This window comes from Salimicrobium album (assembly GCF_900107115.1).
Classification (GTDB): domain Bacteria; phylum Bacillota; class Bacilli; order Bacillales; family Halobacillaceae; genus Salimicrobium; species Salimicrobium album.
Window position 1 is genome coordinate 309,617 of the sequence record NZ_FNOS01000003.1, and the last position, 11,558, is coordinate 321,174.

Below are 11,558 nucleotides of genomic sequence, written 5' to 3' on the forward strand. Positions count from 1 at the left end.
CACCTCCTTTTTCGACTTATTTGCTGTTGTTATTTTTTGTTTACTGCGTAATCAGGGAACGAAGATCTTCGACGAGCGGTTCAAGATCTTTTGTCAACATGACTCTGTCCACCATCGGAAAGAGAACCGTTTCCTCTTTGACGAAGTGGAGGATTAATACTTCGAATGCTTCCCCGGCATCCTCCGTCATTTTCCGAAGCTGTTCGTAAGAATACTCCTCAAGATCACCCCTCGAATGAAAAAAGAAATGACCGATGTATCCCTCGATTTCCTTATGTTCTTCTTCTATAGACATGATTGGCCCCTGTTCTTTCCCTATATACAGAGCCAGAGCCGGGAAGAAGTGTTTTTCCTCTTTATCCGTGTGGTTTTTTAAAGGTTCAAGAAAAGATTTAAGACGGTCCCTGAGTTCTTTAAAAGCTGCACGCGCTTCTTTCATGTCTTTATGACGGTTGTTTGCGAAATCAAGTACGATAGCATGCCACTCTTCCATCAGGTACTGTAAATACTTGTGTTCATTTTCGAGAATACGCGTCGCTTTATTCTTCGTTTGAAATTTCTGTTCTTCCCACATCGTAACCCCTCCTTCTGCCTATGCTCTTCGTTTATGACGACGATATAGAATGTGACTTCTGCCAACGTAATGAACCGGTACACTCCACACGTGCACGAGACGGGTGTAAGGCCATAAACCGAAAATGAGAAAACCTGTAATGGCATGCACTTTAAAAGTAAAAGGCACATTTGCCATGTAAGAAGCATCAGGCCGGAGAATAAGGAGATCACGGAACCAGACGGAAATCGTGTCCCTGTAATCAAAACCGGGCTGTACATTATTCGTTACCAAAGTAGCGTAAACACCGAGAAAAACAATGAACAAAAGTAACGCGTTTACGATAATATCCGAACTCGTACTCAATTTCCTTACGGCACTTATGGAGACGCGCCGGTAAGTCAAAAGCAACATCCCGACAAGCGTCACGACTCCAAACAGACCACCCACATATAAAGCTCCCAAATGATATAAATGATCGTTCACACCTACAGCTCTCATCCATTCTTTTGGGATGCCGAGTCCTGCCACATGTCCGAAAATAACGGGAATAATTCCTATATGAAACAGAAGACTTCCAATCATAAGCTGTTTCTTTTCTATGAACTCACTCGATTTCGCCGTCCAGCTGAACTGATCATGACGATAGCGGAATATGTGACCGATGACGAATGAGACGATACACATATAGGGAAGGATTACCCACAAAAACTGCGAACTCACTGGACACTCACCTCTTCTTCCTTCACACAGGAACGCAGGGTTCTGCGCAAACTTTTGACCAGCGGAAGGTAAGGGTGGTCGTGCTTTTCCAAAGCTTCACGCAAATGGAAAGTTCCGTCTTCCAGCACTGCAAACAACAGGGCGAAACTCTGCCGGGAACGCTCATCCTCCAGCCAGTCGCCGATGTGAACAAATTCACACATAAGAGGAAGGAAATCCGACAGTTCGCCTTTCGGCATATTCAATCCATACATCTCATACATCACCTTTAACCTGGCAAGCATCTGACCGCGTTCCTTGCTGTCCTCAAATTTTGCAAAAGTCATGTAGAGAGTCAGACTTTTTTCGAAATCGAACGTTGCCGTATAGTATTCCTGAACTTCTGCATGAGACCATTTTTTCATGTTTTTCCAGTAAGTCTCCGCACCCCTGTACCCCGGGTCTTCCGGGGTAAAAGAAGCGCGGAAAAATTCTTCATCAAAAATTCCCGGTTCGGGGTAGGCAAGATGATGACTGTAGTAAGCAAAGGCGGAGCGTTGTTTATCAAGCTTGTTCAAATCAATCACGCCAGATCCCTCCATAGAAATTATCCTCATAAATTTCTTTACCTGATTTGGCACCCGCCGGCATCATCGGTCCACATCCGTCACAATCCGAGCCGAAACCTTCGGAGCCCTGGGCACGATAAGGGTTGCTGTAACTTTCACGGTGAGAGGTAGGAATGACGAAACGATCTTCATATTTAGCGATGGAAAGCAGACGATACATCTTTTGTGTCTGTTTCGCCGTCAGTCCCACCCGCTCCAGACGAGTCTCGTCAAACTCTTTTCCGCTCGACAACGCTCTCATGTAGGAACGCATCATAGCCATTCTCTGCAAAGAGCTCTTCACTGATTCCGTATCCCCTGCGGTAAGCATATTCGCCAGATACTGGATAGGGTTTCTCATCTCTTCAATAGCCGGGAAAATCATGTCCGGATTTTTGATGGAATCTTTTCCTTCGAAATAGCTCATGATCGGGCTGAGCGGAGGTACGTACCATACCATCGGAAGGGTACGGTATTCCGGGTGAAGCGGAAAAGCAAGCTTATACTCAATTGCGAGTTTATATACCGGAGAATCCTGCGCAGCTTCCAGCCAATCCTCCGTAATGCCGTCACGTCGAGCCTGTTCCTGGACTTCAGGGTCATGAGGATCAAGAAAAAGGTCGCACTGTGCTTCATAAAGGTCTTTCTCATCAGGTGTTGCGGCAACTTCCTGGACACGGTCTGCATCATAAAGCAGAACTCCGAGGTACCGGATGCGGCCTGTACATGTTTCAGAACAAACGGTCGGAAGTCCGCTTTCGATTCTCGGATAGCAGAACGTACATTTTTCTGCTTTGTTCGTCTGCCAGTTGAAATATACTTTTTTATACGGGCACCCCGTCATACAGTATCTCCATCCGCGGCATGCTTCCTGGTCGACAAGAACGATGCCGTCTTCGTCACGTTTATACATCGCACCGGACGGGCAGGAGGCGACACAACTCGGGTTCAGACAGTGTTCACAAAGTCGTGGCAGGTACATCATGAAAGATTTTTCGAAATTGAATTTGATCTCTTCTTCGATTTTTTCGATATTCGGGTCCTGTGGTCCCGTAATATGACCGCCGGCCAGATCGTCTTCCCAGTTCGGTCCCCATTCAGGATCCATTTTTTCACCCGTTATTGCCGAATGAGCACGAGCCACGGGTGTGTGCTTTCCGTCTTCTTTATTTGTCAGATTTTCATAGTTGTAAGTCCACGGCTCGTAATAGTCTTTCATTTCCGGCATATCCGGGTTATTGAAAATTTTCCCCAGGGCTATTTTTGATAATTTGGTGCCGGATTTCAGTTGGAGCTTGCCGTTCTTGACTTCCCAGCCGCCCTTATACTGTTCCTGGTCCTCCCAGCGCTTAGGGTAACCGATGCCGGGCTTTGTCTCTACGTTGTTGAACCACATGTATTCCGCACCCGGACGATTCGTCCAGGTGCTTTTACAGGTAACACTGCATGTGTGACAGCCGATACATTTATCCAGATTCATTACCATTGCTACTTGAGCTTTAATCTTCAAGCCAGTCAACCTCCTTCATTTTTCTTACTGCTACGTATACGTCTCTCTGGTTACCGATAGGGCCGTAATAATTGAAGCCGTAACTGAGTTGAGCGTATCCTCCAACCATCTGTGTCGGTTTCACGTGAATTTTTGTAGGAGCGTTGTGACTGCCGCCCCGCTGTCCGGTAATTTTTGAACCCGGAACCTGAATGTGTTTATCCTGGGCGTGATACATAAACATCGTTCCCTGGGGGATCCGGTGACTGACGACTGCTCTTGCTGTTACCACACCGTTACGATTGTATACTTCAAGCCACTCGTTATCGCTTATATCATGAGCTTCGGCGTCAATATAACTGATCCAGACCGTAGGCCCTCCGCGGAAAAGCGTAAGCATGTGCAGATTGTCCTGGTACGTGCTGTGGATATTCCACTTTCCGTGCGGAGTGAGATAACGGAGGACGAGTGAGTCCTTGCCACCTACTATCTTCTTATCTCTCGAACCGAACACCATTGGTGGCAGGGTCGGTTTAAAAACCGGAAGAGACTCACCGAACTGCAGGAATATTTCATGATCGATGTAAAAATGCTGCCGGCCTGTCAGAGTACGGAACGGTACTTTGCGTTCAATATTCGTAGTAAACGGAGAATACCTTTTCTTCCCTTTGTTTGAACCGGTGAACACGGCGGTCGGTATCACTTCCCTCGGCTGGGCGGTGATTTGATCGAAAGTGATCTTTTCCGCGGCACGGTCGGAAGATATATCTTTCAGTTCCACTCCCGTATCCTTTTCCAATGCTTCATAGGAGCGCTGGGAGACGGCGCCGTTCGTGGCGGAAGAAACATGCAGCATTGCGTTCGCAACCTGCCGGCCCGTTTTCAGCATAGGGAGTCCTTCCCCTGCGTGACCTTCTTCATCCTGAACGCCGTTGATCAGCTTTAGTTCCTCATATTCTTCACTTACCGGGAACGAGACCCCGTGAGCGCCGACCTTTCCGTTGATCAGATTCGGACCGAGCGTCGTATACTTTTCGTGAATCTTCGTGTAGTCGCGCTCTACAATGGAAATGTTCGGCATAGTCTTCCCGGGGATCGCTTCGATTTCCCCTTTCTTCCAATCTTTCACTTCTCCGTTGGGTTGTGCTATTTCCTGTGGCGAGTCGTGACCGAGAGGACTTGTAACTACGTCTTCGTAAACTCCCGGAAGATGGTCTTCGGCCATTCTGGAAAAGACACGGGCCAGGGAACGATAGATATCCCAGTCCGAGCGGGCTTCCCATAAAGGATCGATAGCCGGATTGAACGGATGCACGAACGGATGCATATCCGTGGAGGACAAATCTGTTTTTTCATACCATGTGGCTGCCGGAAGAACAACATCCGCATACAGCGGGGTGGAAGTCATCCGGAAATCGAGAGCTACAAGCAAATCAAGCTTTCCGTTCTTCTCCTCACTCCATTCGACTTCCTCGGGCTTATCGTCTTCGTTCACTTCGGACATAAGTCCGTCGGAAGCTCCAAGCAGGTGTTTCAGAAAATATTCCTGACCTTTGGCAGAACTTGAAATCAGATTCGAACGCCAGACGAAAAGAGTGCTCGGGAAGTTCTCTTTCGCCCCTGGCTCTTCTACGGCAAAACGCATTTTCTTCTCTTTCAGCTGATCCACAATATCCTGTACGATATCTGCGGATGTTTTGCTGCCCCGGTCTCTTGCTTCTTTCGTCAGATGCAGACTGTTTTTATTGAACTGTGGATAAGACGGAAGCCAACCGAGACGAGCTGCCAGCACGTTGTAATCAGCCGGATGTTTATATCGGAGTTTCCCTCCGAGCGGCGATTTCAGAGCTTCGGTGCCCATTTCTTCGTATTTCCACTGATCGGTCGCAAAGTAGAAGTAAGATGTTGCATTCTGAAGACGTGGCGGACCCTGCCAGTCTTTCGCAAACGCAATCGTCGACCATCCTTCGATCGGACGGCATTTTTCCTGACCTACGTAGTGCGCCCAGCCGCCTCCGTTTTTACCCTGGGAAGCTGTAAGCGTTACAAGATTCAAAATCGAGCGGTAGATTGTATCACTATTGAACCAGTGATTAATGCCGGCTCCCATGATGATCATCGAACGGCCGTCGGTATCAATAGCGTTCTGCGCGAACTCTCTCGCTACCTGTGTCACTACCGACGCTTTCACTCCTGTGATTTTTTCCTGCCAGGCAGGCGTATAAAAGGAAGAGGCATCCTCATAACTTTCTGCATGATGAGTGCTGTTACTTCTCTTCACCCCGTACTGGCTCAGCATAAGATCGTAAACTGTCGTGATTTTCTTTTCCGTGCCGTCAGCGAGAGTGATTGTCCTCACAGGAATCGAACGGGTAAAGAGATCATTTCCATTCGCATCAAACGATGGAAAGACGATCTCTTTCCATTCCGTTCCTTCCGACTCTGTCGTCAATGCGGGCTGTATGTACGACCCGTCTTCTTTTTCAAGGGATAGGTTCCACTTCACGTCCTCTTCCCAGCGCTGTCCCATCGTGCCATTCGGCACCGTGATTTCTCCATTCGTCTCATCGATAAGAACCGGCTTCCATTCCGCGTTTTCGGAAGCCCCTCCGAGATCCGCTTCCCTCAGAAAACGCCCCGCTTTCCATGCATCTTCATGTTCTTCCAGCATGATCAGAAAAGGAAGGTCGGTAAATTGCCTGGAGTAATCAAGAAAAAGCTTTTCCTGTCTCTGTTCGTAAAATTCATCGAGGATAACGTGGGTCATCGCTTGAGCGAGGGCAGCATCCGTACCGGGATGAGGAGCCAGCCAATTGTCGGCGAATTTTACGTTTTCTGCGTGATCCGGAGCTACGGAAACCACTTTTGCTCCTTTGTAGCGCACTTCCGTCATGAAGTGGGCATCCGGTGTCCTTGTAAGAGGAACGTTCGACCCCCACATAATGATGTAGCCCGAGTTGTACCAGTCGGAAGATTCAGGGACGTCCGTCTGTTCTCCCCATATTTGCGGGGAGGAAGGAGGAAGGTCCGCATACCAGTCATAGAAACTGAGCATTTCTCCGCCGATAAGATTAATGAAACGGGCACCTGAAGCGTAACTCACCATAGACATGGCAGGGATTGGAGTAAACCCGGCAATCCGGTCCGGACCGGTGTTTTTAATAGTGTAAATGAGCTGAGCGGAGATGAGTTCGAGCGTATCATTCCAATGCACGCGAACGTGTCCGCCCTTTCCTCTGGCCTTTTTGTAAATACTGGCCTTTTCTTCATCTTCCACAATGCTGGCCCAGGCTGCTACAGGATCTTCATGTTCTTCGCGGGCTTCTTTCCAGAGACGCCACAGTTTCCCCCGCATATACGGGTATTTCACGCGGAGCGGGCTGTATTCGTACCATGAAAATGATGCTCCCCTCGGGCAGCCTCTCGGTTCGAATTCCGGCATATCAGGACCACACGATGGATAATCGATCTGCTGGTTTTCCCATGTGATAATGCCGTTTTTCACAAAAACTTTCCAACTGCAGGAACCCGTGCAGTTGACACCGTGGGTCGTTCTAACCACTTTGTCGTGCGACCAGCGGTTCCGGTACATGTTTTCCCAGTCTCTGCTTTTTTCTTCCAGAAGGGACCAGTCTCCCGAATACCGCTCTACCGGTTTGAAAAATTTAGGTTTCCACTTTTTCATCTTCATTAATATCTCCCCTTCGCAAGCGCTGAACAACTTTGTCTATATATCCAATTATGTAAGAGGGATAAAAAAAAAGATATCAGGCATCTCCCTGATATCTTGTGGGGAATACCCCTATTTTGTCCGGGGCGTTCCTCAGTGTTCCAAACTCCATAAAAAAGCGGTCAGTACCCATTCTGGAAGCCTCTTCCCTGTCGTGCGTTACGAGTACGGAGGGAATTCCCCTACGCGGGTCCAATAAGATATCCTGACAAACCTTTCTCGTTTTCGCATCAAGTGAAGAAAACGGTTCATCCAGCAGAAGAGCTTCGGGTTCCGAAGCCAGCGTCCGGAGAAGATTCACCCTCTGCTTCTCCCCGCCCGATAGGTTACCCGGGTATGCGGAAAGCAACCTGTCCACCCCGGTTTCCAGCAGAAGATCTTTCATCCACGGCTCCTTCAGAACGTCTGCATTCGAGAATGATATATTCGAAGCGGTCGTCATGTGCGGAAAAAGATAAGGCTGTTGAAACACATGGCCGATCCGTCTGGACCTGGGCGGGACATCAATTCCTTTATCAGAATCAAAAAGAACCTTTTCTCCCAGATAGAGTACACCCTCATCCGGCGCCCCGACTCCGGAGAGCATATTCAGAAACGTCGTTTTCCCCGCTCCCGAGTGGCCTGTCACTACAGTGATGCTACTCTTGAATTCAAAAGAAATATCGAGAATCATTGTGCCCTGCCTTTTCACGAATCTTCCTGATAACCTATTCATTCACCTCTCTCCTTCCCCTGGAGTGATACGATTCAATGTAAAAATAACGGTAACGCCAAGAACCAGCAGGAGGGCAGTCCAGCCGAAAGCCTTTTCCCACTCTCCGGTCTCCACAGCAAAATAGATAGCTATGGGCAGAGTGTCCGTTCTCCCAGGAATGTATCCAGCTATCATCAGGGTCGCCCCGAACTCCCCGATTCCCCTGGCGAAGCTTAACAGCCCTCCAGCTGCCAGGCCGGGCCAGGCCAACGGCAGGATGACGGAAAAAAAGATCTTTTTCTCCGAAGTTCCAAGGGTACGTGCGGCATGTATGTAGCCGTCATCCACTTTCTGGAAAGCGGCTTTTGCGCTTTGGTACATAAGAGGGAAGGATACGACAGCAGAAGCCAGGACGGCTCCGCTCAATGAAAAATATATGTGCATGTCGACAAGACCAAGCACCTGTCCGAGCGGTCCATTCCTGCCGAATAGATAGACGAGTCCAAAACCGAGAACCGTAGGAGGAAGAACCATCGGCAGCATAAAAAACGGTTCCACCCAACTTCTCCTTTTCCAGGCTGTCTTCTTCATCCGGAAAGCGGCCCACGTTCCCGTTATAATAACGAGCAGGGTCGACAGAATCGACACTCTTAACGAAAGCCCTACCGGCGACCACCATTCCTCCATACTACCTTCTCCTCCCCGGCCGGAAGAAAGCCACCTTCCCGGAACATGTCCATCGCTTCCGGCGACATCATCCAATCCGCTGTGTCACGTGCCTCCTCTCCCGCCCCGTGACTGACACCGAGCTGATAATGAATATCGACCCCGGATTCAAGAGGCGTGTGAGGATAGCTTGTCCTTCTTGCGTCCGAACCATAAACAATACCCGCGTCCGCCTGCTTCACCCGTACGTAGCGAAAGACCTGAAATGCATCCTTCCCGTACACCCGGGTCGTATCTGCGGCCGTCTTAACATCTTCGCTCTCCAAATATTTCTTCGTATAAACTCCAAGAGGAACCCTGTTCAACTCCCCTAGCGCAAGAAAACCGATACCCTTTTGTTTCAAAAAAATTTCCGGGTGTTCCGGTGTTTCTCTATCACCCGTCACCAGGACAAGATCATTTTTTATAAATGTACGGACAGACGAAGCGTCTGTATAGCCTCCGTCTGTCATCTCTTCCATATCATAGGGGGAAGCTGATAAAAACACGTCGAACTGTGCTCCCTGTTTCACCTGATGAAGAAGCTGGGTACTTGAACCATAGTGAACAGTAACGGCCTTACCTGTATACTGTTCAATGCTTCCCCTCATATTTTCGAGAGTTTCATATAAGCTTGAGGCAGCGAATATTACAGTTCCTTCCTCTTCTGATTGCGAACATCCTCCGAGTAGCGATGCCGAAAACAAAAGTAACAGGAGAAACATTTTCATATGAGTCAGAACCGCTCTCTTACTTTACTGAATAATACGTTATTCTCCAGGTGAATATGTTCAAAAGTGTTTTTTTCAAGCTCGCCGAGGCGCGTGAAAACGAGTCGGAATGTATTACAGGCTCCTTCCGGCGGTTGAAAATCATTAGTCAGCATGCGGATTTCTTTCAGCAGTGTACCGGTTTTCTCATGTTCTTCTTCCAGACCTTCAACATGAGGAGCAAGAAGCTCTTTTCTCTCTTCACCAGGATTCTTTTTGTACTGACGAATTTGTGGAAATACCACCTCTTCTTCTTCCTCGGTATGGCGAAGCAACTCCCTGTGCAGGCCGTCGTAGATTTCTCTGATACGGTTAAGCTCGGGGTGCTTCCCTCCGTGCACTCTCGAAACTTTAAGCACATATGGAGCCAGTGATGGAAGTTCCTGCCTCAAAAAGTTATGGTATCTGCCTTCTATAAGTCCCATCAGTTCTTCTTCCGTCATATTCTGGGGTTCGACCGGACCTGAGATCTCTCTGTCTCTCGCCAGCTGGTTGATGGTATGAAGAATATCTTCTGCATTTTCCCCGCGTTTATCGGAAGCTTCTTTCAGCGACACGCGTCCGCCGCAGCAGAAGTCTATCCGTTTCTCCCGGAAAAGATCAGCCGCCTGGGGAACATCCGTTACTATATCTGCCACCAGCATATCTTCAGTCATCGTCCTCACTATTATCCACTCCCTTTGGATTCTTATCTTAATTATAGAAGATGGCAATGATTAAACCTATTAGGGAACTCCCTGTTTTTTTACGGAAACTTCCCCTAGCTGATAAATTAAGGGAATCCCCCGATGCCGGACAGACCCCCGGGTATGCTATGATAAATAACAAGAAAGGGGACGATGCAAAGTGTCAGGACCATCTCTACGAAAAAAACAGCCCCACCATGCCATCCACGAAGGAGGCTTGAGCGGAGCTGTCCAGAAAACCGACCAGTTGAAACAGTCTATGCAAATAAAGGACAATCAAAAAATTGAAGCGTGTATCCAGGATCTTGTCGACTACTGGGAGACGAGAATACTCAGTCATGCTGATGCCGAGGAGGAGGAGGGGGGCCTCTATTACGAAATAGCTCACAATCAGCCGGACAAAAAAGAGGACATCATGCAGCTCACAAGAGACCATGATATCCTCCGTATACTTGTGCGTCAGATTAAGGAAGAAGCAGAGACGACGAACGACTACGGGCACATTCTCAATAAATTCAACGCTTTAATGATTGTTAATGAGATTCACAGCAGGGACGAAGAACGCCTGCTCGAAGAATAACGTTACGGATGGGCTCCTCCCGGGGCGCCTTCCGTTTTTTGTTTCATGAAAATGATCACTTCCGCTGCCAGCAGAAGTATGACGACCCACCCCCACACGTTGAGCAGCAGTCCTGTATGAACGTGGGATGTAAAAGCGAAAAACATACCGAATGTGAAGTTCCGCGACCACTGGGAGATGTGATATGTAAACACACCTTCCCTCCATCCGTACTTCCGGATACGCCGGCGGGCCCGTACCAGTTCTATACTTTCAATGAAAAGGAGGACTGCGAAAGTCCCCCACCAGAACATCGCAATCGTCTCTTCCGTAAAAGATCCGGAGATGACCATGGCGAACCCGCTGATGGAGAGCGCTCCGTGAAAAATGCAGTTCGTATTACTCCAGTCGTCCGCGAGCGTCCCTTTTGAATTCCAGAAGTAATGACGGATGATGACTATCGCTCCTGCTGTATACATTAAAAGTCCGAACAGAACACCGAGAGGCGGGATGTCCGGCTGTACGAGTACGTTCCACACGATAACGAGCGACTGCGTGGCGACAGCGGCAAGCAAAATCACTCCGTGCGGGGCATGAGCCTCCGGAGTTCTCCACAAGTTATAGAAATGCCTCAGGCAGTGGTAGATGTAATAGCCATATAAAAGCGTGTTCAGTGCGATAACGACTGTTACGACGGGTGCAAAATCCGGATAATAAAGAAGGATCACTTTAGCAGAAACCGAAATGCCGGCCACCCACGTCCCCATCGAGAAGAAATTCACGGGGTTGTTCAAAAACCCTTTCCGGAACTCTCTGCTTGAAAACTGCAGCCCCAGAGCTATGAGGATACCGGCTGCTCCTGTCAGGAACAAAGAAATAAAGACCGGTCTCATAATCGGCGGGAATGGGAGAAGATTCATACTCGTGTGCAAAAAAATCCCGAACGCCATCACAATCGCTCCGGCGGCAGGATTAATGATTTTCCTGTTCGTTACCATACTCTATGTTCCTCTCTACTATGCTCTCCTTATTCTATCAAAGAATGCCCCTAAGTACGAAGGA

General features: G+C 48.5%; 11 protein-coding genes. 1 reads left to right on the plus strand and 10 read right to left on the minus strand.

All coding sequences use genetic code 11. The features are described from left to right. Positions 1–40: 40 nt before the first annotated feature. From BLU03_RS07650 to ric, 9 genes are all read right to left on the minus strand, one after another. Positions 41–574 carry a hemerythrin domain-containing protein gene (locus BLU03_RS07650; protein WP_076572138.1) on the minus strand — a complete coding sequence of 178 codons (534 nt, stop codon included), beginning with the start codon at positions 572–574 and terminating at the stop codon, positions 41–43. A gap of 18 nt (positions 575–592) precedes the next feature. Further along, the gene (narI, locus tag BLU03_RS07655) at positions 593–1,276 is read right to left on the minus strand and encodes a respiratory nitrate reductase subunit gamma (RefSeq protein ID WP_076572140.1); all 684 of its coding nucleotides are present in this window, start codon (positions 1,274–1,276) and stop codon (positions 593–595) included. Further along, a complete protein-coding gene (locus BLU03_RS07660) occupies positions 1,273–1,842 on the minus strand; it encodes a nitrate reductase molybdenum cofactor assembly chaperone (protein ID WP_076572142.1) in 570 nt (189 codons plus the stop codon). Before BLU03_RS07660 ends, narI begins: the two co-directional genes overlap by 4 nt. Further along, entirely contained in the window at positions 1,835–3,373 is a 1,539-nt protein-coding gene (gene narH / locus BLU03_RS07665; RefSeq protein ID WP_076572144.1) for a nitrate reductase subunit beta, read from the minus strand. The genes BLU03_RS07660 and narH overlap by 8 nt, the downstream gene beginning before the upstream one ends. Next, positions 3,363–7,037: a nitrate reductase subunit alpha gene (locus tag BLU03_RS07670; RefSeq protein WP_407690271.1), complete on the minus strand. Its 3,675-nt coding sequence runs from the start codon at positions 7,035–7,037 to the stop codon at positions 3,363–3,365. Before BLU03_RS07670 ends, narH begins: the two co-directional genes overlap by 11 nt. Positions 7,038–7,119: 82 nt before the next feature. After that, positions 7,120–7,797 carry an ATP-binding cassette domain-containing protein gene (locus tag BLU03_RS07675; protein ID WP_084193917.1) on the minus strand — a complete coding sequence of 226 codons (678 nt, stop codon included), beginning with the start codon at positions 7,795–7,797 and terminating at the stop codon, positions 7,120–7,122. Next, positions 7,798–8,463, minus strand: a complete 666-nt coding sequence (modB, locus tag BLU03_RS07680) for a molybdate ABC transporter permease subunit (protein WP_076572147.1) — start codon at positions 8,461–8,463, stop codon at positions 7,798–7,800. Further along, complete coding sequence (modA, locus tag BLU03_RS07685; RefSeq protein WP_076572149.1) at positions 8,439–9,212, minus strand: molybdate ABC transporter substrate-binding protein; 774 nt, start codon at positions 9,210–9,212, stop codon at positions 8,439–8,441. The genes modB and modA overlap by 25 nt, the downstream gene beginning before the upstream one ends. Before the next feature lie 5 nt (positions 9,213–9,217). Further along, the gene (gene ric, locus BLU03_RS07690) at positions 9,218–9,907 is read right to left on the minus strand and encodes an iron-sulfur cluster repair di-iron protein (RefSeq protein WP_084193925.1); all 690 of its coding nucleotides are present in this window, start codon (positions 9,905–9,907) and stop codon (positions 9,218–9,220) included. 190 nt (positions 9,908–10,097) lie between these two features. On the opposite strand from ric, the gene BLU03_RS07695 reads away from it, so the two are divergent. After that, entirely contained in the window at positions 10,098–10,517 is a 420-nt protein-coding gene (locus BLU03_RS07695) for a hypothetical protein (RefSeq protein ID WP_076572151.1), read from the plus strand. A 2-nt stretch (positions 10,518–10,519) separates the two neighbouring features. Here BLU03_RS07695 and BLU03_RS07700 read toward each other — a convergent pair whose 3' ends face one another. After that, positions 10,520–11,494 (minus strand): TDT family transporter, encoded by a 975-nt coding sequence (locus BLU03_RS07700; RefSeq protein WP_076572152.1) that lies wholly within the window; start codon positions 11,492–11,494, stop codon positions 10,520–10,522. Positions 11,495–11,558 lie beyond the last annotated feature (64 nt).

Bases quoted from the DNA above. Each gene is read 5' to 3' on its own strand.
- BLU03_RS07675 (WP_084193917.1), bottom strand. From the start codon at position 7,797: ATGAATAGGTTATCAGGAAGATTCGTGAAAAGGCAGGGCACAATGATT.
- BLU03_RS07700 (WP_076572152.1), bottom strand. From the start codon at position 11,494: ATGGTAACGAACAGGAAAATCATTAATCCTGCCGCCGGAGCGATTGTG.
- BLU03_RS07650 (WP_076572138.1), bottom strand. From the start codon at position 574: ATGTGGGAAGAACAGAAATTTCAAACGAAGAATAAAGCGACGCGTATT.
- ric (WP_084193925.1), bottom strand. From the start codon at position 9,907: ATGACTGAAGATATGCTGGTGGCAGATATAGTAACGGATGTTCCCCAG.
- modB (WP_076572147.1), bottom strand. From the start codon at position 8,463: ATGGAGGAATGGTGGTCGCCGGTAGGGCTTTCGTTAAGAGTGTCGATT.
- BLU03_RS07670 (WP_407690271.1), bottom strand. From the start codon at position 7,037: ATGAAAAAGTGGAAACCTAAATTTTTCAAACCGGTAGAGCGGTATTCG.
- modA (WP_076572149.1), bottom strand. From the start codon at position 9,212: ATGAAAATGTTTCTCCTGTTACTTTTGTTTTCGGCATCGCTACTCGGA.